Annotated in this window: 35 protein-coding genes; 34 read left to right on the top strand and 1 reads right to left on the bottom strand. The window is 43.2% G+C overall.

Annotated elements, in window-relative coordinates; all coding sequences use genetic code 11:
• Position 1: 1 nt before the first annotated feature.
• The 34 genes from IM509_RS05645 to IM509_RS05480 all read left to right on the top strand — a co-directional run bounded on the left by IM509_RS05645 (position 2) and on the right by IM509_RS05480 (position 20,102).
• Positions 2-853 carry a putative amidoligase domain-containing protein gene (locus IM509_RS05645; protein ID WP_287716651.1) on the top strand — a complete coding sequence of 284 codons (852 nt, stop codon included), beginning with the start codon at positions 2-4 and terminating at the stop codon, positions 851-853.
• The gene (locus IM509_RS05640; RefSeq protein WP_287716649.1) at positions 854-1,429 is read left to right on the top strand and encodes a hypothetical protein; all 576 of its coding nucleotides are present in this window, start codon (positions 854-856) and stop codon (positions 1,427-1,429) included. It abuts the gene before it with no gap.
• Positions 1,413-2,252, top strand: coding sequence for an amidoligase family protein (locus IM509_RS05635; protein WP_287716648.1), 840 nt, complete (start codon positions 1,413-1,415; stop codon positions 2,250-2,252). The genes IM509_RS05640 and IM509_RS05635 overlap by 17 nt, the downstream gene beginning before the upstream one ends.
• Before the next feature lies 1 nt (position 2,253).
• Positions 2,254-2,499: a hypothetical protein gene (locus IM509_RS05630; RefSeq protein WP_287716647.1), complete on the top strand. Its 246-nt coding sequence runs from the start codon at positions 2,254-2,256 to the stop codon at positions 2,497-2,499.
• The gene (locus IM509_RS05625) at positions 2,499-3,389 is read left to right on the top strand and encodes an RNA ligase family protein (RefSeq protein WP_287716645.1); all 891 of its coding nucleotides are present in this window, start codon (positions 2,499-2,501) and stop codon (positions 3,387-3,389) included. Before IM509_RS05630 ends, IM509_RS05625 begins: the two co-directional genes overlap by 1 nt.
• Positions 3,389-3,661, top strand: a complete 273-nt coding sequence (locus tag IM509_RS05620) for a hypothetical protein (RefSeq protein ID WP_287716644.1) — start codon at positions 3,389-3,391, stop codon at positions 3,659-3,661. Before IM509_RS05625 ends, IM509_RS05620 begins: the two co-directional genes overlap by 1 nt.
• Before the next feature lie 506 nt (positions 3,662-4,167).
• Positions 4,168-5,856 carry a DnaB-like helicase C-terminal domain-containing protein gene (locus IM509_RS05615; protein WP_287716642.1) on the top strand — a complete coding sequence of 563 codons (1,689 nt, stop codon included), beginning with the start codon at positions 4,168-4,170 and terminating at the stop codon, positions 5,854-5,856.
• A complete protein-coding gene (locus IM509_RS05610) occupies positions 5,853-6,164 on the top strand; it encodes a hypothetical protein (protein ID WP_287716640.1) in 312 nt (103 codons plus the stop codon). The genes IM509_RS05615 and IM509_RS05610 overlap by 4 nt, the downstream gene beginning before the upstream one ends.
• A gap of 36 nt (positions 6,165-6,200) precedes the next feature.
• Positions 6,201-6,692 carry an RNA polymerase sigma factor gene (locus IM509_RS05605; RefSeq protein ID WP_287716638.1) on the top strand — a complete coding sequence of 164 codons (492 nt, stop codon included), beginning with the start codon at positions 6,201-6,203 and terminating at the stop codon, positions 6,690-6,692.
• Positions 6,689-6,970 carry a hypothetical protein gene (locus tag IM509_RS05600; protein ID WP_287716637.1) on the top strand — a complete coding sequence of 94 codons (282 nt, stop codon included), beginning with the start codon at positions 6,689-6,691 and terminating at the stop codon, positions 6,968-6,970. Before IM509_RS05605 ends, IM509_RS05600 begins: the two co-directional genes overlap by 4 nt.
• The gene (locus tag IM509_RS05595; RefSeq protein WP_287716636.1) at positions 6,970-7,197 is read left to right on the top strand and encodes a hypothetical protein; all 228 of its coding nucleotides are present in this window, start codon (positions 6,970-6,972) and stop codon (positions 7,195-7,197) included. The genes IM509_RS05600 and IM509_RS05595 overlap by 1 nt, the downstream gene beginning before the upstream one ends.
• On the top strand, positions 7,197-7,484 hold the full coding sequence (locus IM509_RS05590; RefSeq protein WP_287716635.1) for a hypothetical protein: 288 nt from the start codon (positions 7,197-7,199) through the stop codon (positions 7,482-7,484). Before IM509_RS05595 ends, IM509_RS05590 begins: the two co-directional genes overlap by 1 nt.
• 257 nt (positions 7,485-7,741) lie before the next feature.
• Complete coding sequence (locus IM509_RS05585; protein ID WP_287716633.1) at positions 7,742-9,610, top strand: DNA polymerase; 1,869 nt, start codon at positions 7,742-7,744, stop codon at positions 9,608-9,610.
• Positions 9,611-9,620: 10 nt separating this feature from the next.
• Entirely contained in the window at positions 9,621-10,337 is a 717-nt protein-coding gene (locus IM509_RS05580; RefSeq protein ID WP_287716631.1) for a phage replication initiation protein, NGO0469 family, read from the top strand.
• On the top strand, positions 10,334-10,558 hold the full coding sequence (locus IM509_RS05575) for a hypothetical protein (protein WP_287716630.1): 225 nt from the start codon (positions 10,334-10,336) through the stop codon (positions 10,556-10,558). Before IM509_RS05580 ends, IM509_RS05575 begins: the two co-directional genes overlap by 4 nt.
• 18 nt (positions 10,559-10,576) lie before the next feature.
• Positions 10,577-11,446, top strand: a complete 870-nt coding sequence (locus IM509_RS05570) for a hypothetical protein (protein WP_287716628.1) — start codon at positions 10,577-10,579, stop codon at positions 11,444-11,446.
• A gap of 280 nt (positions 11,447-11,726) precedes the next feature.
• On the top strand, positions 11,727-12,242 hold the full coding sequence (locus tag IM509_RS05565; RefSeq protein WP_353847197.1) for a metallophosphoesterase family protein: 516 nt from the start codon (positions 11,727-11,729) through the stop codon (positions 12,240-12,242).
• 138 nt (positions 12,243-12,380) lie between these two features.
• Complete coding sequence (locus tag IM509_RS05560) at positions 12,381-12,503, top strand: hypothetical protein (protein ID WP_287716625.1); 123 nt, start codon at positions 12,381-12,383, stop codon at positions 12,501-12,503.
• On the top strand, positions 12,496-12,666 hold the full coding sequence (locus IM509_RS05555; protein WP_287716624.1) for a hypothetical protein: 171 nt from the start codon (positions 12,496-12,498) through the stop codon (positions 12,664-12,666). The genes IM509_RS05560 and IM509_RS05555 overlap by 8 nt, the downstream gene beginning before the upstream one ends.
• Positions 12,663-12,854 (top strand): hypothetical protein, encoded by a 192-nt coding sequence (locus IM509_RS05550; protein ID WP_287716623.1) that lies wholly within the window; start codon positions 12,663-12,665, stop codon positions 12,852-12,854. Before IM509_RS05555 ends, IM509_RS05550 begins: the two co-directional genes overlap by 4 nt.
• Before the next feature lie 222 nt (positions 12,855-13,076).
• Positions 13,077-13,289, top strand: a complete 213-nt coding sequence (locus IM509_RS05545) for a hypothetical protein (RefSeq protein WP_287716622.1) — start codon at positions 13,077-13,079, stop codon at positions 13,287-13,289.
• On the top strand, positions 13,286-13,696 hold the full coding sequence (locus tag IM509_RS05540) for an HNH endonuclease signature motif containing protein (RefSeq protein ID WP_287716621.1): 411 nt from the start codon (positions 13,286-13,288) through the stop codon (positions 13,694-13,696). The genes IM509_RS05545 and IM509_RS05540 overlap by 4 nt, the downstream gene beginning before the upstream one ends.
• On the top strand, positions 13,689-13,934 hold the full coding sequence (locus tag IM509_RS05535; RefSeq protein ID WP_287716620.1) for a hypothetical protein: 246 nt from the start codon (positions 13,689-13,691) through the stop codon (positions 13,932-13,934). Before IM509_RS05540 ends, IM509_RS05535 begins: the two co-directional genes overlap by 8 nt.
• Entirely contained in the window at positions 13,927-14,127 is a 201-nt protein-coding gene (locus IM509_RS05530) for a hypothetical protein (protein ID WP_287716618.1), read from the top strand. Before IM509_RS05535 ends, IM509_RS05530 begins: the two co-directional genes overlap by 8 nt.
• Positions 14,127-14,900 carry a hypothetical protein gene (locus IM509_RS05525; RefSeq protein ID WP_287716617.1) on the top strand — a complete coding sequence of 258 codons (774 nt, stop codon included), beginning with the start codon at positions 14,127-14,129 and terminating at the stop codon, positions 14,898-14,900. Before IM509_RS05530 ends, IM509_RS05525 begins: the two co-directional genes overlap by 1 nt.
• 195 nt (positions 14,901-15,095) lie before the next feature.
• A complete protein-coding gene (gene thyX / locus IM509_RS05520; RefSeq protein ID WP_287716615.1) occupies positions 15,096-15,794 on the top strand; it encodes an FAD-dependent thymidylate synthase in 699 nt (232 codons plus the stop codon).
• Positions 15,781-15,960 carry a hypothetical protein gene (locus tag IM509_RS05515; RefSeq protein ID WP_287716613.1) on the top strand — a complete coding sequence of 60 codons (180 nt, stop codon included), beginning with the start codon at positions 15,781-15,783 and terminating at the stop codon, positions 15,958-15,960. Before thyX ends, IM509_RS05515 begins: the two co-directional genes overlap by 14 nt.
• 59 nt (positions 15,961-16,019) lie before the next feature.
• Complete coding sequence (locus IM509_RS05510) at positions 16,020-16,157, top strand: hypothetical protein (protein WP_287716611.1); 138 nt, start codon at positions 16,020-16,022, stop codon at positions 16,155-16,157.
• Positions 16,141-16,389 (top strand): hypothetical protein, encoded by a 249-nt coding sequence (locus tag IM509_RS05505; protein ID WP_287716609.1) that lies wholly within the window; start codon positions 16,141-16,143, stop codon positions 16,387-16,389. The genes IM509_RS05510 and IM509_RS05505 overlap by 17 nt, the downstream gene beginning before the upstream one ends.
• A 40-nt stretch (positions 16,390-16,429) precedes the next feature.
• Positions 16,430-16,828, top strand: a complete 399-nt coding sequence (locus tag IM509_RS05500; RefSeq protein ID WP_287716607.1) for a pyrophosphohydrolase domain-containing protein — start codon at positions 16,430-16,432, stop codon at positions 16,826-16,828.
• An 8-nt stretch (positions 16,829-16,836) separates the two neighbouring features.
• Entirely contained in the window at positions 16,837-17,148 is a 312-nt protein-coding gene (locus tag IM509_RS05495; RefSeq protein WP_287716605.1) for a hypothetical protein, read from the top strand.
• An 87-nt stretch (positions 17,149-17,235) separates the two neighbouring features.
• Entirely contained in the window at positions 17,236-19,137 is a 1,902-nt protein-coding gene (locus tag IM509_RS05490) for a glycyl radical enzyme family protein (RefSeq protein ID WP_287716603.1), read from the top strand.
• 147 nt (positions 19,138-19,284) lie between these two features.
• Positions 19,285-19,716, top strand: a complete 432-nt coding sequence (locus IM509_RS05485) for a dATP/dGTP diphosphohydrolase domain-containing protein (protein WP_287716601.1) — start codon at positions 19,285-19,287, stop codon at positions 19,714-19,716.
• 197 nt (positions 19,717-19,913) lie between these two features.
• Positions 19,914-20,102 carry a hypothetical protein gene (locus IM509_RS05480; RefSeq protein ID WP_287716600.1) on the top strand — a complete coding sequence of 63 codons (189 nt, stop codon included), beginning with the start codon at positions 19,914-19,916 and terminating at the stop codon, positions 20,100-20,102.
• Between the two features lie 54 nt (positions 20,103-20,156).
• Here IM509_RS05480 and IM509_RS05475 read toward each other — a convergent pair whose 3' ends face one another.
• Entirely contained in the window at positions 20,157-23,744 is a 3,588-nt protein-coding gene (locus tag IM509_RS05475; protein ID WP_287716598.1) for a hypothetical protein, read from the bottom strand.

Raw genomic sequence — 23,744 nt, 5'->3', positions numbered from 1 at the left:
GTTGAATAACGGTGTTCGTGACTTTGATATTCTCGTAGGGGCTGACCCAGAGTTTTTTGTAGCACAAGCAGGTAAGCCTGTCTCAGCACATGGCCTTATCCCCGGCGATAAGAAAAAACCTCATAAAGTGGGGTTTGGTGCTGTACAAGTGGACGGCATGGCCTTGGAGTTTAACATCAATCCTGCTGCTGGTGTAGATGGTTTCACTCGCAACTTGGATGCAGTGATGGCAACCATCCTCAATATGGTTCCGGGTTACGAGTATTTTGACAAACCTGTAGCTGACTTCGGGGCAGACTACATCGAACAACAACCGGATGTAGCCAAGATGCTCGGTTGTGAGCCAGATTTCAATGCCTACACTATGGAGCCAAACCCACGTCCTGATGTCAAGACACCCTTTAGGACAGCCTCTGGACACATCCACGTTGGCTGGACTGCGGATGTAGACCCGCTTGATCCGGGACATTTTAGTGCCTGTGCTCGGCTTGCTCGTCGTATGGATTTCACAGTGGGTGTTGCATCTCTCCTGTGGGACACAGATGCTCGTCGTCGTCAACTTTACGGGAAGGCAGGTTGCTTCCGTCCCAAGCCTTACGGGATGGAATATCGTACATTATCAAATGCTTGGCTCAACCCTCAGATGAAATATCTTCGTAAATATGTCTACCATCAGACAATTGCAGCAGTGAAGGATTTGTTTGACAATCCCGAAAAAGATAAGAGTAAAGTGGCGGGCCTCACTGCCAGAGAAATTATCGACAACAACGATCAAAAGTCTGCTATCTACGCTGCACAAGGAGGTAGTATTGTGAAGCCTAATGCGTACAAAATGGAGAAGGCTCCTTTTTAAATGTACAATGATAATGTAGAGTACGCCAGCCAACGACTCACTGGAACTATTGTAAGGGTGGGGGAAGTGCCTGTCTATGTTAGTTCAGTGACTAAAACTAGACAAGAAGGTATTATCTGCAAGATACACGATCTACAGGAGCCTGATGCAGATGGAGATGGCAAGTTTGTTAGCGTAGACACTCTTAATCTAAAGCCTGTCCCGTTGGGGTATATCAACTATGGGGTAAGTTGTTATTACCTGGTTCGTAAGCCAATGCGGAATGATTGGAGGCAGGGCTTACGCAGGGGTAACTCCGCCTTTGTTGGGGACGAAGGGTTCTTTGAGCTGCCTTACCAAGAACTTAGTCAGACTATCCTTGGTAAGTATCCCAAGGTTAGGGATGCTTTGGCTTTGGTAGAGACAAGACGTAAGGATAAGGTAGCTTTCTCCCGAGACTTTGCAGTGGGGCATTACAAGACCTTACATTACAAAGGTCGTTGTGTAGGCACTTTTGATAAACAACCAGCCCTGGACAAAAAATATTTCTATCTAAATGAGTATTTGCAGGAGACCCTAGATGCCCAAGATAATTGATGTTATCCCCGGACTTAAGCCCGCTAAGGGTGACATCGGTGTGGAGATTGAGGTTGAGGGTAGCAATCTTCCTCCCGGAACAATGACGTGGCGTAGAGAGCGTGACGCTTCCCTGCGAGGTGAGGAGAGCGGAGAATATGTCCTCAACAGGCCAGTTCCTTATGAAGAGCTTACAGAAGCTTTTAACGAACTAAAACAATCCTTTGTTGACTCTGGTGCTAGAGTTGACAAGACCTACCGGGCTGGCACCCATGTTCACGTCAATGTCCAGCAGCTTTCAATCATTGAACTGTTCAACTTCATCACCATCTTCCTTATCCTAGAAGAATGTATTGTAGATTTCTGCGAAGAGAGTCGTAGGGGCAATCATTTCTGTATGCGGGCAAAAGATGCAGGTTATCTTTCTGCTGTCCTGTGGAGGTGCGTGGAGGGAGGAAATCTCAAGCAGATGGATGACGAGAATATCCGATACAGTGCAATGAACCTATCATCATTGTTCAAATATGGGTCGGTGGAGTTTCGTTGTCTGGAAAGCACAGATGATTTCAGTCGTATCCAAACGTGGTGTGACATCATCTACACGCTCAAAGAGAGTTGCAAACAATTCAAAGACCCCATTGATGTGATGTCAAATGTAAGTATGGATGGGTATGAACAGTTTGTTAGTGTGGTTATGAAGCACAATAGCAAATACATTTTTAACTCGGCAGATTGGAAAAATAAGGTGAAAGAAGGTATTCGTCAGGCCCAAGACATTGCCTTTAGCCGCATTTGGGGTGCAGTAAATCTCGACATCTTTGATCAAAACAGGAAGGTCTTTTGACATGTATCCAGAAGGAACACTTGTCCGAGTGATAAATAATATAAACAATCACTGGTTTGAGATTGGTGAGATTATTGCTGTTGAGTTGAGGGGACACTCTCGCCAGTTCGTAGGTCGCCCCACAACCCGCAAGACAGAAGACGAAAGATATTATATTGGCGGTGGTCCTTGGGTTAAATGGGAAGAGGTAATTCTTGCAGACCCTGAATTATCTCTGGAAGAAATGCTTAAGGAGTGTTTAGAGTAATGTTTACAAAATACATGCACCTTGAACGTCTCGGTACGGAAGAGGTTGACGGCATTGAGTTTGGCACTACATATGTGTTTCCCAAACTTGACGGAACAAATGCCCAACTCTGGGTGAACAACGACCTAAAGTTGTGTGCTGGATCACGTAATCGTGAACTTTCTATTGAAAACGACAATGCGGGTTTTTACAATTGGGCTATTACACAAGAAATTTTTACCAATTTCTTCGATTGTCATTTTCATCTACACCTGTACGGAGAGTGGTTAGTCCCACATAGCCTTCAGACTTACAGAGACGATGCGTGGAGGCGCTTCTATGTATTTGACGTATGGGACAGCGTGAAGAAGAGATACCTGTCCTACGACGAATATAAGCCCATTCTGGACGAGTTTGAAATCACTCACCTTCCACCCCTAGCCATCATCAAAAACGGTACGCTTGATATGTACACAAAGATGTTGGAGAAAAACGTATTCCTAATTCAAGAAGGTAAGGGTGTTGGTGAAGGCATTGTCATCAAGAATTACGACTGGAAAAACAAATACGGGAATGTTGTCTGGGCCAAACTCATTACCAATGCCTTCAAGGAGAAACACTATGCAACAATGGGGGCACCTATTATTGGCTCAGACATTGTTGAAGAAAAGATTGTTGATAAGTATGTGACTATACATCTTGTTGAAAAAGTAAAAGCCAAGATTGAACTACAGCATGATGGTTGGCATTCTAAATGTATCCCGCAATTGCTACAGACTGTCTTCTATGATTTAGTGAAAGAGGAGATGTGGGACATCATTAAGCATTTCAAAAATCCTAAGATTGACTTCAACCTGCTAAACCGCTTCACTATCGCTCGTATTAAAACTCTTATGAAGGATGTGTTTTGATGACTAAAAAAATTATATATGGTGAAACTCGAATAGAGGAGTGTAGTTGGGAAGCGTTTAGAGCACAAGTAGAATCTGAAATTAAAAAAGTAACAACTTTTTTCCCAGATGCTTGTAATTTTACAATTGAAATAGCAACGAGTTTAGGCTACTACGACAGTATCGAGGCTGAAATCATACTGACTTACAAAAGGTTAGAGACAGACGAAGAATATAATGCTCGTCTCGAAGATGAGCGAAGCTCTGCCAATAAACGTACCGCCGCCCCTTGACTTTTGAAGAAAAAGATTTATGTTACGATGAACAGGTGGAGGGCATCTTGCAAGATTTGAGGTTTGTACAAGAAAAAGATGACTTTTTGTGCCATGAGCGAAGCGAATAACCCCTTCCTGAAAAAAATATTTTCAGTTACCCCTTGACAAACCCCTTGACAATACCCACTTTGTATTTAGGTAGGTAGGATAAAAAAGAATAAGAAATATATAAGAGTGAACGTAGTGAACCTTATACATACTAGGAATATATAAATGAAAAATAGAGAACAAAGGTTTCACGGGTACTACGTTGTTAGATGTACTCGTCTGAATAAAGAACACGGTGATTGGTCCGAGAGCAATATTCGTATTGAATACACTAATGAGATTGGGGATCAACAAAGAGCTTGGGAGAGGGCTATGACTCTATATGAAAAAAATATCGCAGAGGGACAGCACGCAATGGTACAAAGGTACACATCTGAGTACGAAGTAATTGTAGATAGTGACGACACGGAGGATTGATGTCGAGTAGGGTAGTAGAACGATCAAATCATACATGCGGAACGAAGCAAGGGAACGTCACATTTATTGATGAAGAAACAGGAAGAATCAGTAGCTATTGCTTTGCTTGTTCAAGTAAGACTACCCCAACTCTTGTAGCCTCTGATGTACAACCTGCTAAAGTAAAGACTGACGCTGAGATTAGGGCTGAGATTGCAGAAGTAGGTACATACCAATTCCTAGACCTTCCTGAACGAAAGCTTAGGGCTTCCACCCTCGAGAAGTTTGGTGTTCGTGTTTCTGTATCTGAACGTGATGGAAAGACCCCACAAGCCAGATACTTCCCGTACACTAAACAGGGTAAGCTCGTTGGCTACAAGGTCAAGAGTGGGGAGTACACCTATTCCCTTGGAGACATCAAGGGGGCTGATCTGTTCAATTGGGAACAAGCTAGCAAATCTGGTGCATACAGGCTGATTGTCACAGAAGGAGAGGAAGACGCCTGTGCTGTAGATCGTATTTACGAGATGTACGGTAAGGAAGAATATCTCCCTGCTATTGTATCCCTCCCTCGCGGGGCTGGGTGTGCCAGAGAAGCCTTGCAGCAACACGCTAAAGAGATTAAGCTGCTGTTCAAAGAAGTCATCTTTTGCTTCGACAACGACAAGGCTGGTAGGGAAGCTGTACAGAAAGCAATGCTTGTCCTGCCTAATGCAAAGAGTGTCCATCTTCCAGAGAAGGATGCAAATGATTGCTTGATTAAGGGGAAAGCTAAGGCAGCATACACCGCCCTCTCGTTTAATGCCACTAAGCCAAACAATACACGACTTGTATTTGGGGAAGAGGTACACGACAGCGCAAGGGGTCAGGCCCAATATGGGGAATTAACGTGGCCCTTTGAAAAACTTAACGCAAAGACAAGGGGCATTCGGTACGGAGAGACGATTTATGTTGGTGCGGGCGTCAAAATGGGGAAGTCAGAGTTTCTCAATGAACTTGCTGCTCATTTTATCGAACAGCACGGCGTAAAAGTTTTCATGGCCAAGCCGGAGGAAAGCAACAAAAAGACTTACAAATTACTCGCAGGCAAGATTGCACGTAAAGCTTTTCATGATCCTGACATTGAGTTCGACGATGAAGCATATGACAAAGCTGGTGTTGTCCTTAAAGAAAAACTTGTCATGGTCAATCTGTACCAACATCTTGGTTGGGAGAGTTTGAAAGACGACATTGTTGCAGCTAGTAGTTGGGGTGCTAAAGTAATTTTTATTGATCCTATCACAAACCTAACAAACGGTATTGATTCTGGGACAGCCAACACCTATCTTGCAGGAATTTCTCAAGAACTTTCTGCTATGGCCCTCGATCTAGACATTGTAATATTTATCTTCTGCCACTTGAAAGCACCAGAGGGAAACCTATCTAAAGATCAACGTATGAATGCCTACGCCAAAGGTAAGTATACAAGTCTGGGTAATGCACCCCATGAACTTGGTGGTGATGTACTGTCTGCACAGTTTGCAGGAAGTAGGGCGATGATGAGGTCATGTAACTATATGATTGGTATCGAGGGAAACAAAGACGAAGCACTGCCAGATGAAGTTAGAAACACTCGTGTAATCCGACTCTTGGAAGACAGGGAGTTTGGGGAAGTGGGTTCTTTTCCATTATACTGGAACCGAGCTACAACAAGGTTTTTAGAGCTATGAAATACATCGTAAAGTACGACAACGGCTGGGACTACGAAGACTATTACCAGTATAACTTTCTTATTGATGGGGATTCTATCGAGTCTGTCAGACAAAAAGTTGTAGATGCTTTTGCAGAAGCAATAAACACAGATCATTTTGATATGATTATAGATGGGTATCTCTATCCTATAGATGGGTATCTCTATCCTCTTCCATACTTAGGGGAAGAAAGGACAGTTGATCTTCTCGATTTTGAAGTTATAACTGTCGAAGATTACTTAAAAAATCATATGCCAGAGAAAGCATACGAAACAATAATTATCTAATGCCAGAGAAAGCATAACAATAGAAAGAATAATAATGTGTCAGACCTAATCACTCAACATTACAAAGAAAACTACGACAAACTATACAGACGAGCCTCTAGGTCTTTGCAGGATTATTCTCTGTCTGAAGATTGTGTTCAAGAAGCCTATGAACGTGCCTTGAAATATTACAAAAACTCAGAGAACGATAACTTTGAGGCTTGGTTTAATCGTGTATTCTTCAATACAACACTCAAGTATCTTGGGTTTATCCGGTCTAGGGGTGTTACAGAGGATGTTGTACTTACGGAAGACATCCCACTACCTATGGAGTTTATCTCGGATTACAAGGATTACATTGTAAATGAGATTAGCAAGTATTCATCAAAAGTTAAACTAAGGGAAGTATTAACTTTGTACGTCATTAAAGGTTATTCTGCGGATGAAGTTCACACGCTTACTGGTGTTGGTATTAGTTCTATTAAACAAAATGCCTTTCAATTCAAAAAAAGACTTAAAGAGTCCTGTACAATTGGAGAAGAAAATTGACTTTTGAGCAATGGTTTGACCAACAAAATCTCGGAGATTATCTAGAACTCAATTACGAGTTTTTAGAGAAATCCTTTAAGGACTTTGCAAGAGATGCTTGGGAAACAGCCTTTGAAATTGGGGAAAATGTGGCCTGTGAAGGGGCCTACAATGACGGATACAACGAAGGCTACCATGCGGGGAAAGACAGCACTGAAGAAGTAGAAAAAGCTTACAAAGATGGTCATTCTGAGGGGTTCAAAGAGGGTTTGAATTTTAAGATGGAAGATTTTGTATAATGGATTTTACCTCACCTATCGAGGTAGAAATAAGTTTCTACTCTAACGGCGATGCAGAACGTCATCTTGAATTAGTTAATGAGTTGAAAGGTACTGCTCCTAGTAGGTATATTCGCTACGATAAATTTCATGGCGTATGCGCCGAGAATAGTAAATTAGACCTAAAGCTAAAAGACGCAGAAGCTAAGATTAAAGAGCTGGAAAAAATTTTAGGGGATTTTGTATAATGAGAGAAGTTGTAATTAATAGGTGCTATGGTGGGTTTGACCTGAGCGAAGAGGCTCAAGAACTTTACCTAAAACTTAAGAACATCACTAGTTATTCCACAGTTGAGTATTTCTACGACCATCATCTAAACCGACACGACCCCATTCTTGTTTCCGTAGTCAAACAATTGGGGGATAGAGCCAATGGGTCTTTTGCTGACCTAAAAGTTGTAGAAGTTCAAGGTCGTTACCGCATCAACGAGTACGATGGATTTGAGACTATTGAAGAAGAAGGGAGATGGCTGTAAAAATGAAAATTTTACACATTGACTTCGGTGGTCCCATGAAACCCACGGTGTACGAAGTATCGAGTATTGAGGTAAAATCACAAGATTGTGATGATGGGTCTTCGTATGGGTATCTTACTTTTGTAACCGATAGTGGACTGATCTATGCAACTTGTGTATGGCTACCTCTTGCAGCCCCTCCAAAATATACACAAGGTCAAGATTTAACTAATATTGCTTTAGTCGCAATTTGTCCTGATAATTTCTAGGAGATTAACTTGCCTGTCTTTGACACAGAAGGAAATTCACTAAGACCAACTAAATTCCATGCAGTGTCATACCAAGACGGAGACTCAATCACTTCCATCACCACTCATGCAGGGATGAGAGAGTGGCTAGAAAGTCAAGACTTGCTAGTTGGGCATAATATTCAGGGTTGGGACATTCCAGAACTCACTCGTGTCCTCGGTTGCACAATCAAAGCACAGGTCATCGACACTCTTGCCCTCTCGTGGTACCTATTTCCAGAACGTGTAAGACATGGCTTGGAAAGCTGGGGAGAAGACTTCGGTGTACCTAAGCCCCCCATTACAGACTGGGAAAACCTCTCTCTTGAAGATTATGTACACAGATGCGAAGAAGATGTAAAAATTAACATCAAACTCTGGAACAAGCAACGTGAGTATCTCTCTAAGCTCTACCTTGTACCAGAAGAAGAGGTGGTCAATCTCCCCATTATCAAATATCTGTCCTTCAAGATGAACTGTGCTGCCATGCAGAAGAAAAGCAAATGGCGTCTTGATGTTGATTTCTGTAAGGAGACATTAGCAAAACTCATCCCGGCCAAACAAGAGAGGGAAGAAGCTCTCCGTCTTGTCCTTCCACCAACACCAATCTATGCTAAACGAGAGCCTCCTGCAAAGCCCTACAAGAAGGATGGGACGCCCTCCGTCACCGGAGCTAGGTGGTTGGAGCTTCTGAGGCAAGAAGGGCTTCCAGAGGGCCATACAGAGCCTGTGAAGGTCATTGTAGGGTATGAGCCACCTAAGCCCACGTCTCACGCCCAACTCAAGGACTGGCTATTCAGTCTTGGCTGGGAGCCTGCAACATTCAAATACGTTAGAGAGGATGATGGAACTCAACGTGCTATTCCACAAATACAAGCAGAAGATGAAGACAAGAATAAAATTCTATGTCCCTCTGTTGAACTCTTGGCTGAGAGAGAACCTGCTGTATCTGCTCTTACTGGCCTCTTTGTCATTAATCATAGAATCTCAATTCTAGAGGGATTTCTAGAGAACGAGAGGGATGGATTTCTAGAGGCTGATATTCAGGGACTGACAAATACACTAAGGTTCAAACACAAGGTGATTGTAAATCTCCCCGGTGTAGACAAGCCCTACGGTAAAGAAATTCGTGGATGTCTCATCGCTGGAGAGGGCTACGAACTTTGTGGTAGTGATATGAACTCTCTAGAAGATATGACTAAACGTCATTATATATTTCCATACGACCCAGACTACGTAAAGGAAATGTCAAAGCCAGGTTATGACCCGCACCTCGACCTAGTTAAAATTGCTGGCACAATTACACAAGAACAGATTGACCAACATAATCTAGATAAAGCTGCGGGTAAGGTTAGTGCTATTGCACATTTGAGAAAACCTGCAAAGATTGTTAACTACAGCAGTACATACGGAATTGGTGCCCCCAAACTTGCTCGATCTATGGGTGTGTCAGTAAAAGAGGCCAAGAGACTGTTAGATGCCTTTTGGAAAAGGAACTGGGCTATCGAAGCATTTGCCAAAAGTCTTACAGTAAAAACAATAAATGACCAATCGTGGTTATATAATCCAGTTTCTAAATTTTGGTATACACTTAGAAATGAGAAAGATCGGTTTAGTACAGCAAACCAGTCAACAGGTGTTTATTGCTTCGATACATGGATTAGATTTGTGCTAAAAGCACGACCACAACTAACTGCACAGTTTCACGACGAGGCTGTGTGGGAAATTAAGAAAGGTCATAGGGAAGACATGGAAAAAATTATTCTCTCAGCCCTTGACAAAACCAATAAAAAGCTTAAGTTAAACGTAACCCTTGGTGTAGACATTCAGTTTGGACAGTCTTACAGCCAAATTCATTAAAGGAAGATAAATGAGCGGATTTAACGCTAAAGAAGTCCCTATGGGGAATGACAACAACGACCGCCCCGAACCTATGGAACCCGGTACATATGGTGCCCGTCTGGTTCAAATTCTCATTCTTGGGGTGCAGCCCCAACGAGAATTTAAGGGAGAGGCCAAACCACCTAAACTTGAGATTATGCTCACTTATGAGTTTAACGACGAGTTTATGAAAGACGAAGACGGGGAAGATATTCTTGACAAACCTCGTTTGCTGTCAGAGACAATGCCCTTCAACAACCTTGCAGCAGAACTTGCCAAATCTACCAAACGCTATTACGCCTTTGACGCCAAGGGTGAATACGATGGCGACTGGTCTCAGTTGATTGGTGCCCCTTGTATGGTCACTGTAGTTGTTGACGAGGGCAAAGGTAAGAACGCAGGTAAGAAGTACGAGAACGTAGCTGCCGTCACTGCTATGCGTCCTAAAGAGGCTGCTAAGGCCCCTGCTCTTGTCAACCCAAGTAAACTGTTTGACTTCTACAATCCTGATATGGAAGTGTTTAATAAGCTTCCTCAGTGGTTGCAGGATAAGATGAAGGGTGCTGTTGACTTTGGTGGGTCTGCTCTTGAAGCGGCTCTTGGGGGGGAAGAAATCCCCCTGCCTGCGAAGACGCTTAAGAAAGCTGCTGTAAAAAAAGTTGTAGCAAACAATGACGACCTTGATGGGGATGATGTTGAGTGGTGAGCTTTGAAGAAAAGCTCTCTGCCAAACTTAAAGGGTTGGGCTATACATTGATTAGCTTTGAGGTCGGTGTAGACGGGTGTGATCGCGGGAAAGTGACTGATGGTAGTGATTATGCCTATTTTGCTTATCACTTTGCTGCTTCTAAAATAACCTATGGTGATTTTATAATTAATAAAATCATAGCTTGCGTCAAAGAACAGTTTAAATTAACTCACAAATAAGTTGTGAAGAAAGGTATCATGCAGCCTCTTGTAGATTCTGATGTCTTGTTGTATGAGATAGGGTTTTCCTCCCAGAGAGAAGAGGACGGAGTGATTGTCCCCTCTTCTTGGGAATTTACTCAAGACTTGTTTGACAAGAAGATTGCTCTTATATGTGATGAAGTGGGGGCTACACAACCCCCTCTTCTCTTTCTCACCAACACCCCACGTATTAACAAGCTTCTCAATCGTGAACGTAAGCGGCAAAATAAGCCTCCCGTAGAACACGTAGATAATTTCAGAAATGAGATTGCTAAAGAGAAGGTGTACAAGGGTACAAGAAAAGCAGATAAGCCATTCCATTTTTACAATCTGTTGGCTTATGTATTGGCTTCCTATCAAACACGTATTCACGAAGGGGGGTTAGAGGCTGACGATTTTATGTGTATTGAACAATTCTCTCGTCTAGACACTAGAGACACTGTTATCTGCTCTCGTGATAAGGATGTTCGTCAGTGTCCGGGACTTCATTATAGCTGGGAGTGTGGCAAGCAACCATCAATCGGGCCAATCTATGTGGAACCACTAGGCTTCTTAGAAAAGAAGGAAGACGGTAAAATATGGGGTGTAGGTCATAAGTTCTTCTACTACCAACTTATTGTGGGAGACACAGTTGACAACATTGGGGGTATTAAGGGGAAGGGTCCAGCCTTTGCTTTCAAGCTTATACATGACCTAGAGACAGAACGTCAATGCTATGAACATGTAGCAGAATTGTACATCAAAGCACATGGAGACGACTGGAAAGAGAAACTGTTAGAGCAGGCTCGATTGCTGCACATGGTAAGGGAACTTAACGAGGATCATTCGCCAAAAATGTGGCTGCCACCTAGAAAGGATAAAGAATGATTGGTAGTGAATATGTTACTTGGTCTATCGCTTGCCTGACCTGCGGTTTTACAGGCGAACACTCAGTACGAGGAACTGACGGACTACCAAAGGTAGATAAGTGTAGGTGTCCTAAATGCTCTAACTCAGCCTATGTTCTTCGCCCTTTGCGTGAAAGATTTGTTATAGAGGCTTTGTGTAAGGAAGTTGTTAAACTAAAACTAGATTTAATGGACTTGCAAAGTATGGGAGAGCAGATGGAAGAACTTCGTGTGTTGGTATATAATTTAAGGGGTAAAGAATGAGAGACATCTATCTTACTTCTGATACACATTTCTTTCATCACAACATCATCAAATATTGTAATAGGCCATTCGAGTCTGTCGCACACATGAATGAAATTCTAATCCAAAATTGGAATAGTGTTGTAAAACAAGGGGATATTGTCTACCATCTTGGTGATGTGGCTATGAGCTATCAACCGGAAGAGTTTAAGAAACTCTGGCCTCGACTAAATGGCCGAAAAAGACTTATCGTTGGTAATCACGACGATGTTAAATTCCTATCTTCTGGGGGGTTCTTTGACAAGGTAATGATGTGGCGTGTGTTTATGGATCAGAAACTTCTCCTCACTCACGTACCTGTACAGGAAGACAGCATTCATGAACGCATTGTGCGGGCCGGTGGCTACAATATTCATGGACACACTCACGACAACGGAAGTCCAAAAGGCCCCTACAAAAGTGTATGTGTAGAGTTAACTAATTACACACCCGTTAATATAGAGGAGTTAGTAAATGAGTCTAAAATTTCGTAAAAACCTGTTGTGATTGAAGCCGTACAACTAAGGCCAGATAATTTAGAAAAACTTCATAATTTTCTTGTCGGCGAGAAAACAACGTACACATATTCCCACATGAACAATAAATTAAGTATCCTTACATTGGAGGGCACAATGACCGCTTCCACAAATGATTGGATTATTCGGGGAGTAAATGGGGAACTTTATCCTTGTAAGCCTGATATTTTTGAAAAGACTTATGAACTTGTTAAAGATGAGGAGTTAACGAATGACTAAAATTACAATTCCAGACGCAGTCTGGATTACCAAAAAAGAATACGACCGACTAATGAAAGACAGTAGTGATCTTGCCAAACTTCATGCAGGTGGGGTAGATAATTGGGAGTGGTACGTTACGAAAGTCTTTGGTGACGAGGAAGAAGAAGAGGATGACAAATGACTAAAATTGTAAGACTTGTCTTTAACAATGCAGATGCAACACCTAAAAGTAGTGTGCTAGACGTGGCAGAAGAAAACGTATCAGATATTATGAATTGGTACGGAGCTTACTTTGCCGGAGACAGATATACGGTAACAGTTGACGGCAGAAATATCCGAATGGATGGTAATGGTGGGATGGCTAAGTGACACTTAGAGTAAGGATTTCTATTGTACCTTTCGGTGCTGAAGATCAAGAACGAGAGATTCATCAAATCAACATCTCTAATCTTGCATCGCTAGGTTTAGGTTTATGTGAATACGGAGTAGAGGTGGACAGATACAAAACAGATAGCTATGACTTTAAGATTACGCATCAAAGACAAGACGGACCCCTAGTTCTTGTAAATAAAGTTCTAACGGAGTTAAATAATGATTAAAGGTTTTATCTTATTGTTTCTTTTGAACGAGAACCCACTTGTCCTTGCCGCTCCCCACACATTTGACACTGTTCAAGAGTGTCTGCAAGAAGGTGATGCTGTTGCACCTGTTCTTGCTAAGGAACAAAAAGAGGGAGTTGTTGTGTCATATTTGGTTGTGTGTGGAGTGACGAGTGAGCTTGTTGAGGTAGGTGAAGAGGGGTGAGTGAAAAAGAACGCCCGTACAATGACGGCAAGTGGACACAAGGACAAATGAACAGTTTCATCAAGAGTCTCTTACGTAGTGGGACACGACGATGGGGGCCAAAAAATGAGACACTTAAGAAGGCTAGGGTAGAGAAAGGAAAATATCTCTGTAATGGGTGTAAAACAGTTGTGCCCGTTACTGTTGTTAAAGATGGAAAACGTGTTCGCTTTGTACAAGTGGATCATGTCATTCCCGTAGTGGATTCAGATACAGGATTTGTCTCTTGGGACAACTACATTAATAGAATGTTTTGCAACTCGGATAACTATCAGTTGCTCTGCTCTGACTGCCATTACAGCAAGACTTCAAGTGAACGTATGATTGCGACAGAACGCAAAAAGAGAGATAAAAATACAAATGGATAATTTTAACACCATTGAATACCAACCACTCCGTACCTATAATCGCTGTGTCATGATGTTTAACATTATGGAAGACAGTGGTATGCCTGCCGCAGTTGCATATCTCAAGCAATTCTCAGACAAAGAGAAAACAGAAATGCTCGACGTGTACAACCAAGTGAAGAAATACGGTGCAGAGGAAGTTAAGCGCAATCTAATTCGTACAATGCCCCTCCAAGATGAGGAAGAAGAGATTGAATGAAGAAGAAATCATCTATGTCATCCTTCATGACTGGCAAGACGAAACTGGATTTGGAAGTAGTGTAATGACTGCATTTAAGAACGAACTAGATGCAGATCGTTACCTGCTTCTGTTGGCTAAAGTAGATGCAAAGATTTCCTACGACCCAGAGTCTCAACAACGATACACTGTACAAAAAGTGAGACTCAACTGATGGGTAAAACAGTCATTGTTTATACTTGCAGCCACGCCGATCCGAGTTGCTCTAACGAACGATTTAACTGGCTTGGTGATTTGATTGAAGACGTTAAGCCTGATTATACAATTGATCTGGGGGATGGCGCAGACATGCGCTCCCTCAATACCTTCGACACTCGCTATCCGCAGGCCATTGTTGCTCAGTCTTACCAGAAAGATATTGAAGCCTACAATGACTCTCAAGATCGTCTGTGGAGTCGCTACAAGCTTTCTAAGAAGAAACGACCCTTCCGTATTGGGTTTGCCGGGAACCATGAATTTAGAATAAATAGAGCCGTAGCACATGATCCTCGTCTTGAGGGCGATAAATATGGCATCTCTTTCTCCCACCTTCAAACAGATCACTGGTTCGATGAGTATCACGAATACGTTAATTCCGCCCCCGCACTCGTTTCTTACGACGGTGTACTATACGGGCATTATGTTAGCACTGGGAATTTTGGTAGTGCTATGTCAACTAAGCATCATGGCTATTCTCTTACTGAAAAGCTGGCCTGCTCTGCTACTGTCGGTCATAGTCATAAATTCCATTATTTCCGTAAAGCTGACGCTCGACCTTCTCCGATTAATGGCCTCGTTGCGGGGTGTTTTAAGGGACAAGAAGAGGACTGGGCCGGGCAAGCAAATGGGGATTGGAGTAAAGGCGTGGTCATCAAAAGAGAAGTAGAAAAGGGCGACTACGACTTACAATGGATTTCTATGAAAGCATTGGAGCGTATGTATGGATAGTGCTATCTATTTTATCATTCTTGTTGTTTTTGTATTCTGGATGATTGGGGGGTTTAGAAAGTGATAGACCGTGCGCTAGAACTTTTGCTTTTTATTGGGGTAGGCTCTGGAATTATCTTGATGTTCTTGATTGGCCTTGATGTTTTGTTAAGGACTTGCGGATGACCGACATTACAATTATCGTGGAGTACAAAGATGTCTGAAGACCAGATTAAAGTGGAGCTACTCAGCTACATGGGAGACGACTTAAGTGTGGTTAACGCCGCACGAGTGAGTTTTAATAAACAAAGCTACTGGGATGTTTCTAATGAGTCATACGAGCTACCAGACAAAGACGCCAAGCTTATCCACTATCTTGCTAAACACAAACACTATTCTCCCTTCGGCCATTGCTTTGCCTCTTTCCGTATTACTGCTCCGATCTTTGTGTGTCGCCAACTTGTTAAGCATGAATACTTGCGTATGAATGAAGTGAGTAGGAGGTATGTAGATACGCCACCTGAGTTTTACACACCCGACATGTGGAGAGGTAAGGCTGTAGATAAGAAACAAGGTAGCAGTGAAGACGTTATCACTACTATGAATACAAAATCTGATCCTTTTATGTACCCTATCGACCTGTTTATCGATGAGCATCATCACGATTGTCTGTCCCTGTACAAAGGTATGTTAAAGGCTGGTGTGGCACCAGAACAAGCTAGGTCTGTGCTTCCCCTTTCGATAATGACTTCTTGGTGGTGGAGTGGGTCTATGGATGCTTTTGCCAACATGTGTAAGCTTAGGCTTAAAGAAGATACACAATACGAAACACGTCTTGTAGCACAACAAATTAGTGACTATATGTCTAATCTTTATCCTATTTCATGGGGAGCTTTGTTAAATGAAACTGACTAAAGAGTACCTATCACAATGGCTTGAAGCTATTCGAGATGGTTATGCAGTCACTGTTGTAGAGCCGGAAGAAGCTCTAGGTAATAAGTGGATTATCTGTGTAGAAAATCCAAAGTGGGACGGCAGTGATAACTACTTCCCTGTACTTGCTATTGAGGTGCCAGAATGACTCTTAAAGTACGTGTAGTTGATTTGCCCGAAGGTTGGTTATACGGCTTCCCCAAGCCTATGCCCGCAATCACTTTGTACAAAGACAGAGTGAAGTGGTTTTTGTTGCAAGGCTATCCGCAGGAACTTATCGACCAAGGAATGTTACAATATTGTCGCTATTGGGATGAGGAGATTGAAGATGTCAAAGACATTTAATGCTAAGATTGTAATGAACGATAAGCTTGACTGTTACCATGAAGAAGACATTGTTAAGCAAAACTGGCCATACCTTGTCCCTTTCCTCACCCGGCGTCATGGGGTTAACAAAGGGGAGATTAATCTAGAAGATGGTGCAATCATTATTACATGGTCGTACAAAGACACAGACGAAGATGAATACACAGGGGATGACGAGGGGTGGAACGAAGCTTATGATTACACAACTTGACCTTTTTGACTACTGGACCCCAGACGACCCAGAGGAATGTATGCCCAAAACTACACGAGAACAACTTGTTAAAGAGTTTCATGAAGCCTTCGGACATAAGGTGGCCCCTGCTGAGATTAAGCCTAAAGACATAGACCTGCGACAGAAACTTCTCCAAGAAGAGTTTATGGAGGTGATTGAGGCCATGTGGCAGTGGTCTAACGATGGAAGGAACCACAAAGCATACCGCCTAGCCCTTCTCAAAGAGATTTGTGACCTTCAATATGTTTTGTCTGGCCTAGCTGTAGAACTGGGCTTAGATGTAGAGAAAGCTTTTCGTAGGATTCACAAGAGTAATATGAGTAAGCTTGACGATAATGGCAAGCCTATCTATCGTGATGATGGAAAAGTGCTAAAGTCAAAGAACTACAAAGCACCTAATTTAGAGGACTTAATTTAATGTGTATAGTGAGTAATGTCGGGGATTATTGGAAGGATGACTTTTCAAAAAGATATCCACATATTGATCCCTATGCCCCACGCATTTGGCCTATCACTACAAATGGAACAACAGTTTTTAACCCACAAGAAGAGATTGCAAAGCTCCGTAAAGAGATGGAAGAACTTAAACTTCTTCTGTTGGCTGCTAAACGATACGACGAAAAGATGGGTGAACCTGATTGTGAGATGGATGCTAAGGTGATCCTGATTAAGCAGATTGCAAAACTTGTTGGGGTTGACATGAAAGATGTTTTTGGTGATGGATCAGGCGTTTCCTGAGCCTGTTGTAGGAGAAACATACGACAGTTACTATCGTCGAGTAGACAAATATCTAAAAGAACTTGCAAAAAGATTAGAGGAAAAACTTTGACAGAACTTAAAACAGACTATCAATCTTTTATACATACCTCTAGGTATGCTCGTTGGATGGAGAAAGAAAATCGCAGGGAAACTTGGTCAGAGACTGTAGGTCGTTACATTCAGAATGTTGTCTCTGGTAAGGTTGATGAAGACACCCAAAATCAACTCCAACAAGCTATTGAAAACACAGACATTATGCCCTCTATGCGAGCCTTGATGACCGCAGGAGAAGCCCTCAATCGTGACAACACATGTGCCTACAATTGTGCCTACCTCACTGTAGACAATGTTAAGTCATTCGATGAAGCTATGTTTATCCTTCTCTGTGGTACGGGAGTTGGTTTCTCTGTAGAACGACAGTATGTACAGAAGCTCCCAGAGGTTCCACAACTGTACAAGAGTGAAACAACGATTGTTGTACACGATAGCAAAGAGGGGTGGGCAAAGGGTCTACGTCAGCTTATTAGCCTCTTGTACGCTGGTGAGATTGCCAAGTATGACACAAGCAGGGTGAGGCCAGCAGGAGCTAAACTTAAGGTGTTTGGTGGTAGGGCATCTGGTCCCGGTCCTCTGGAAGAGTTGTTTAGGTTCATTATCAGTACATTCTCCGAGGCACAGGGTCGAAAGCTTTCTTCTATGGAATGCCACGACATTATGTGTAAGATTGGTGAAGTGGTGGTAGTTGGTGGAGTGCGTCGCTCTGCTATGATTAGCCTTAGCAATCTCTCTGATGATCGTCTACGCTATGCAAAGAGCGGACAATGGTGGGAGAACAATCCACAACGAGCATTGTCTAATAACTCTGTAGCATATACAGAACGACCAGAGATTGAGACATTCCTTCGTGAGTGGACTTCTCTCGTTGCAAGTAAAAGCGGGGAGCGTGGCATTGTTAACCGAGTTGCCCTTAAGAAGCAGGCTGCTCGTAACGGGAGACGTAAAACAGATTATGAATTTGGTGTTAACCCCTGTGCTGAAATTATCCTTCGTCCAAATTCTTTTTGCAATCTAACAGAGGTAGTTGTACGTAAAGAAGACACGGTACAAACGCTTAAAGAGAAGGTCCGTCTCGCTACTATTCTTGGTACAATTCAGTCAACCTACACTCACTTCCCGTACCTTCGTAAAATCTGGAAAGATAACACAGAAGAAGAACGTCTACTTGGTGTAAGCCTTACTGGCATTATGGATAATTTAGCTATGTCTGGTACAGGGGATAAAGTTGCTCTTGCAGGGAAGTTAAGTTGTCTAAAGACCGTCGCTATAGAAACAAATGCAGAGTGGGCTGATAAGCTAGGTATCGCACGATCTGTTGCTGTGACCACGGTAAAGCCCTCTGGTACGGTGAGCCAGCTTGTAGATAGTGCCAGTGGTATCCATGCCCGTCACAGTGATTATTACATCCGCACTGTTCGGGGAGATAACAAAGACCCGTTGACACAATTCATGAAAGATCAGGGTGTGCCTAGTGAACCTGATGTGATGAAACCTGCCAGTACAACAGTCTTTAGTTTTCCTATGAAGTCTCCTGTGGGTGCTGTAACTCGTAATGACATGACAGCCATTCAACAACTGGAACTGTGGCTGTTGTACCAACAGCATTGGTGTGAACATAAGCCCTCGATTACAGTGACTGTCCGGGATCATGAGTGGATGGAAGTTGGGGCTTGGGTGTATAAACACTTTGATGAAGTGAGTGGTGTAAGTTTCCTTCCTCATTCTGACCACACCTACCAACAGGCTCCATATCAAGAGGTTGGGCAGAGAGAGTATGAAGAACTTCTTAAGTTGATGCCCAAGAAAATTAATTGGGAAAAACTGTCGGATTACGAGAAAGAGGATAATACAAAATCAAGCCAGACATTTGCTTGCACCGGCGATATATGTGAAATTGTGGACATAACATGAAGTATGTAGTAGTTTGGGGTAAAATTTGGCCTCCTTAGTGGAACAAGTTAATGCGCTTGTTGCGCAGGGTTGGACCCTGCAGGGTGGTGTAGCTGTACTGACAGAACCCCATTTCTTTTACCAAGCAATGATTAAGCAGGAGTTAAAATGAGTGCATTAGATACGCAAGCTGGGTACAAGCACGATGCAGAAAAACTACGATATGATCTTATTCCCCCAGAAGCAATGGAAGAGCTTGCAAAAGTCCTGACTCACGGCGCTACTAAATACGAAGATCATAACTGGGCTAGGGGTATGAAGTGGGGCAGAGTATTTAGTGCCCTCATGAGGCATATGTGGTCTTGGTGGAAAGGGGAAAATGTAGACCCTGAAACTGGATACAGCCATCTTAGTCATGCCCTCTGTAACTTAGTATTTCTCGTTACATACGAACAACGCAAGATGGGGCAATTTGATGACCGTTTTGTTGGTCCTATGTATCGTGCTGAAATTAGACCTTGGGATAATGTAGTACAAAAGAAACAGGACTTAATGCCGGGACAAGTAGTGGTTGTGCCAAAAGGTGCAAAGTATCTTTAATGGATAACAATAAGATTTTGGAGAATACATAAAACGAACTCTTGAACAACTATTAGAACTGCGGGCTGATACAGAAGCTCGAATTGTAGAGGCTAAAAAAGATGACGAACCCCACCCAGATGAATAACTCTATGAGATGTTTCTTAAAGAGGGTTATGAAGAGACTTTAAGGCTAATTGACGAGAAGATTGCCTCCTATGGATGAAGAATGGACTTTTTCTTATAAGAACTCAAGAGGCAAAGTAGTTACTAGAACTATATCCGTAACTCCAAAGCAAATGGCCATGCTGGCCACACAAAAACTCATCCAAATCATGCAAAATTTTTCTGAAGATGAAGACTCAATGGATGAAGTTTTGTCTGTTTATGTAACTGTCAAAAAATAAACAATAAAAAAAGGACGGCCCCGGCAATCAAGCTGAGGTCGTCCTTCTTCATTTCTAGGGGCTGACAGCAGCCTTTGTTGCTGCTGTAGTTTCTTTAATCCAAAACTCCATCATCTCAATCTGAGGGATGGTAAGTTCATGGTCTTTGACACCACCAAGGTTAAATCTCTGTTTTGCCTGGATACGAAGGTCTTCGTCCTTAGAGAGCCATTTACGTTGAGCATTACGTGTTGCTCCGTCAAAGGTTTCTTTAGCGAGAATCTCCCGCATGTCTGCCTTAACCTGTTTCATCAATGCGCGGACTTGTCGTTGTCTTGTACGTTGATTACTCTCTTTCCAAAGAGGGCTATTGATAAGTCTTGTGGCCCTTGCTTCTAACATAGGAGTAATCTCCTTGTTCATCAAAGCATCCCATTCAGGAATACCTGTACGCTCCTGCTGAGTCCACAGTGGAAAGTTAACCATATTCAACATACGGTCAGCATTAGTCAGAGGTTGTTCTTCCCTAGTACCAGAGGTGATACGTCTAATAGGGTTAGCTTCCCGTTGATCTCCCGGCTTAGTGAGGGCTTGCAGGGGTGGTCCCATGCTCTTACGACCATTCTCGTCCGGCTCTGTGAAAAGATTAAAGAAACTGTCTAGGTACCTAAAGGTGTTAGCCAAAGCTAAGTCTGCCCCACGGAGTTGCTTACGGTCTATCAATACATCACTGTTCTGAGCAACTCCGACAGCAGTGTTAATAGGTTCAAAAGGACGAGTGAAGCCTGATACAATATCTCCACCAATAAAAGTAGCAAAGGTAGAGAGAATATCAGTGAACTCCCTTTGTTCTACCTCACTGTCTGTGATGGATAGCATGTATTTAGCAAGGTCCTCTACCCCACCCCCGACACCAGCCTGTCGATACAACTGTGCAATAACAAGCTGTGTACCAGCGTCACGAATTAGTTCCTTAGTAGCAGCCTTTTCTCCCCTCATCATAAGGGAAGCAATTCGTCCAAGAACTTGAAACGGAGCAATAGGAGAAAGGTTATCGTTGTTAACAATAGCCCCGGTAGAGTCCATGTCCTGATTCCAAGACAAGCCCTTTTTCTCTTTCTCTGTCTGTATATTAGCAAAGTGGGCAATGGCCAGCATACCTACAGTGACTTTAGCTAATGTTTGTTGTGCCTCGTCTGAACCAAGTTCATTGAGAGCACCCTTCGTCAGAAGACCCTTCTTAATCATACGATTGGCAAGGGGTACTACAGCAAATGGACTATACTCTAGAGTAAACGCGAGGGCGTTATTCATGAAACGTCCAAATGGGAAGATAAACCCAAGACCGGGGAGAGACGACAGACTTTCCACAGCCTTTGCAAAAGGAGACAACATGTATCCTCTGGTGTAGTCCATAGAGAATGTATCTTTAAGACCTTTCTCCACAGCACCTTGCCAGACATCATCAGAGATTTTATGAGCCTGCCCTTCATCAAGAAGTTGAGCAAGTCCCTTGTCATATTTTAAACGAACAAGACGATCTAGTTCAGTCATTACACTAATACTCTTAGTGTATGTGTCTTGAATATTCATGCCAGAGATAGTGGCAGCTTTATTAAGATAACCCTCTGTCCGCTTGACTACACGACCCTTGGGGTTAAGACCAAAATTCTCTGGACCCCCAGTCTCCAATCCAAAGGTACTCTCCCCAATCATCTTTTGATATTTCTTGGGAGCCTCTTTGAAGAGAGCTTCAGCAGCTTCCCTTGTGGTGTACGGGTCAAGCAAGGTACGAGCCTTATACACTTGTGCCGCCATCATCTGTCTTGAGCGACGCAGTGCTTCCTTAGAAGCAGCTTGTCCTGCCTTGGTTGGTATAAGGGCTGCCACAGCCCCGTAGCCGCCCACTGAGGCCGCTTGTATAACTTCGGCTAGGGAGGTAAAGGCATTTGCAGCCACCCACCCCTTGACGTTCACAGCCGTTGTGGCGGGGTGCGACACTAGGGCACGTCTCCACACATTCTGGATATAACCGATCACATCAGGGTCTGGTGCTTTGTCAGCAGCTTTTTCAGCAGCACCTTTCAGGATGGCATTATTAGCTTCAATACCAATCCTGACACTCTCTTTTAACTTCCTAGCAGTACGAGAGGCAAGCTCAAGAACCTGACCACCCTCGCTCATAGCAGTTGCTACAAGGTTAACTGTATCATCCCAGGATACACCGTAGGATTTCTTAAAAGCTACATCGAGCTCTGCTTTAGCTTTTACAGGGAGGTCAAGAGCAAACGACACCACTTGTTGCATAACAGGGGGAGCGTCCATACTGGTGTCGATTGCAATGCCTGCATCATCCATCATGCCTTTGAGCAATCCACCCTTGCCGTCTTCTGCGTCTCCAAGCAAGTTACGAGTGACATCCATACGGAATTTAGAACTATCGCTGACATCTTTACCAGCAGCAACAGCCTCTTCCCAAGGAGCCATACGCTCTTGAAACTTAGTGGCCATTGCCTGAGCAGCAGGGGCAGCCTTAGCTTGATTAACCCTACGTTCAGCGACACGCCCGGCTACAACTTTCTCCGACACCTTATCAAGGCCAGATGTACCACGGAGGGCGAAGGGAAGATAAGACACTCCCCCACCAATAATACCAGCCGCAGCTACAACCGCAGTCTGAAGGGGGTCATACTCTTCTTGATTGCCAACATCAATCTGAGCTTTTTGTACACCCAAGTTCTGACCAATACCCATACCAATATCAGTGGCAGCAGCAATGCCTGCCTTCTTCAGTTCAAGACTACGAGCAGCTCTAAATATTACATCATCAGCAGCTTTGACACCAGCAGCCTTAGCAATCTCTCTTGTAGCACCAACCTTCAATGCCTCTCGAATAGCGGCTTTCTTTGCAACTTCTACAGCAGATTTAGTGGCTGCATTAGCCGTAACCTTAGCACTACCCCCAAGAACAACTTTGCCAACACCCAGACCAAGCCAGCTAGAGGGGCTAGACAAGACAGCACCAGCGTAATCTGCTACACCATCTACAGCACCGTACAAACCGTCATTAACGAAGACATTACCAAGAGAGTCATACACCTGATATGCAGACCCTGCAATAGCTTTACCCTCGGGTTGTTGGTCTGAGAGCCAACGTAACTCCCCTACTGTCCACACTTCATTTGTGTTAAAATAACGCATGTGATTGATGAAATCATCGTACACTTCATCGTCTGGCAAGTCTTGAAATTGCTTACCTTTACGAGACATCATATAAGAACGAATCTTCAACATGTCTTCAGGGCTATTACGAATTTCATCAGCAGTCTTAGGGACAGGTTCAGCCTTTTTCCCAATGGGCCTTTTAGGCGCAACTTGGAGGATATTCCTAGGCTCTTTTGGAGCAACTTGAATTAGCGCAGATTTAGGTCTCTTGGGAGCAACTCGGATAATTTCAGGCTCTTGAGGAGATTCAGCCTCTGCTAGTTGTACTGTCTCTGGTTGTGGCTGAGGATTTAGAGGTCTTGCATTCTTAGGTACAGGATTTTTAGGGGTGTCTACAGACTTGATAAACCTTGGCTTAAAATCCCTTGGGTCTGATACGTCAATCGGAGCCTTGATTGGAGCTTTTGTATAAGCCGGTTTAAAGTCTGTAGTCGCCAT

Origin of the sequence: Microcystis sp. M31BS1, assembly GCF_020245285.1 — a bacterium.
Classification (GTDB): domain Bacteria; phylum Cyanobacteriota; class Cyanobacteriia; order Cyanobacteriales; family Microcystaceae; genus Microcystis; species Microcystis panniformis.
Note: the sequence above shows the minus strand (reverse complement) of the source record. Positions and strands in the feature narration are given on the sequence as shown.

Bases quoted from the DNA above. Each gene is read 5' to 3' on its own strand.
- IM509_RS05525 (WP_287716617.1), top strand. From the start codon at position 14,127: ATGGGTAAAACAGTCATTGTTTATACTTGCAGCCACGCCGATCCGAGT.
- IM509_RS05510 (WP_287716611.1), top strand. From the start codon at position 16,020: ATGCCCGCAATCACTTTGTACAAAGACAGAGTGAAGTGGTTTTTGTTG.
- thyX (WP_287716615.1), top strand. From the start codon at position 15,096: ATGTCTGAAGACCAGATTAAAGTGGAGCTACTCAGCTACATGGGAGAC.
- IM509_RS05550 (WP_287716623.1), top strand. From the start codon at position 12,663: ATGACTAAAATTGTAAGACTTGTCTTTAACAATGCAGATGCAACACCT.
- IM509_RS05620 (WP_287716644.1), top strand. From the start codon at position 3,389: ATGACTAAAAAAATTATATATGGTGAAACTCGAATAGAGGAGTGTAGT.
- IM509_RS05595 (WP_287716636.1), top strand. From the start codon at position 6,970: ATGGATTTTACCTCACCTATCGAGGTAGAAATAAGTTTCTACTCTAAC.
- IM509_RS05505 (WP_287716609.1), top strand. From the start codon at position 16,141: ATGTCAAAGACATTTAATGCTAAGATTGTAATGAACGATAAGCTTGAC.
- IM509_RS05535 (WP_287716620.1), top strand. From the start codon at position 13,689: ATGGATAATTTTAACACCATTGAATACCAACCACTCCGTACCTATAAT.
- IM509_RS05565 (WP_353847197.1), top strand. From the start codon at position 11,727: ATGAGAGACATCTATCTTACTTCTGATACACATTTCTTTCATCACAAC.
- IM509_RS05480 (WP_287716600.1), top strand. From the start codon at position 19,914: ATGGATGAAGAATGGACTTTTTCTTATAAGAACTCAAGAGGCAAAGTA.
- IM509_RS05615 (WP_287716642.1), top strand. From the start codon at position 4,168: ATGTCGAGTAGGGTAGTAGAACGATCAAATCATACATGCGGAACGAAG.
- IM509_RS05590 (WP_287716635.1), top strand. From the start codon at position 7,197: ATGAGAGAAGTTGTAATTAATAGGTGCTATGGTGGGTTTGACCTGAGC.
- IM509_RS05545 (WP_287716622.1), top strand. From the start codon at position 13,077: ATGATTAAAGGTTTTATCTTATTGTTTCTTTTGAACGAGAACCCACTT.
- IM509_RS05625 (WP_287716645.1), top strand. From the start codon at position 2,499: ATGTTTACAAAATACATGCACCTTGAACGTCTCGGTACGGAAGAGGTT.
- IM509_RS05515 (WP_287716613.1), top strand. From the start codon at position 15,781: ATGAAACTGACTAAAGAGTACCTATCACAATGGCTTGAAGCTATTCGA.
- IM509_RS05555 (WP_287716624.1), top strand. From the start codon at position 12,496: ATGACTAAAATTACAATTCCAGACGCAGTCTGGATTACCAAAAAAGAA.
- IM509_RS05635 (WP_287716648.1), top strand. From the start codon at position 1,413: ATGCCCAAGATAATTGATGTTATCCCCGGACTTAAGCCCGCTAAGGGT.
- IM509_RS05610 (WP_287716640.1), top strand. From the start codon at position 5,853: ATGAAATACATCGTAAAGTACGACAACGGCTGGGACTACGAAGACTAT.
- IM509_RS05485 (WP_287716601.1), top strand. From the start codon at position 19,285: ATGAGTGCATTAGATACGCAAGCTGGGTACAAGCACGATGCAGAAAAA.
- IM509_RS05475 (WP_287716598.1), bottom strand. From the start codon at position 23,744: ATGGCGACTACAGACTTTAAACCGGCTTATACAAAAGCTCCAATCAAG.
- IM509_RS05500 (WP_287716607.1), top strand. From the start codon at position 16,430: ATGCCCAAAACTACACGAGAACAACTTGTTAAAGAGTTTCATGAAGCC.
- IM509_RS05560 (WP_287716625.1), top strand. From the start codon at position 12,381: ATGACCGCTTCCACAAATGATTGGATTATTCGGGGAGTAAATGGGGAA.
- IM509_RS05640 (WP_287716649.1), top strand. From the start codon at position 854: ATGTACAATGATAATGTAGAGTACGCCAGCCAACGACTCACTGGAACT.
- IM509_RS05580 (WP_287716631.1), top strand. From the start codon at position 9,621: ATGAGCGGATTTAACGCTAAAGAAGTCCCTATGGGGAATGACAACAAC.
- IM509_RS05570 (WP_287716628.1), top strand. From the start codon at position 10,577: ATGCAGCCTCTTGTAGATTCTGATGTCTTGTTGTATGAGATAGGGTTT.
- IM509_RS05630 (WP_287716647.1), top strand. From the start codon at position 2,254: ATGTATCCAGAAGGAACACTTGTCCGAGTGATAAATAATATAAACAAT.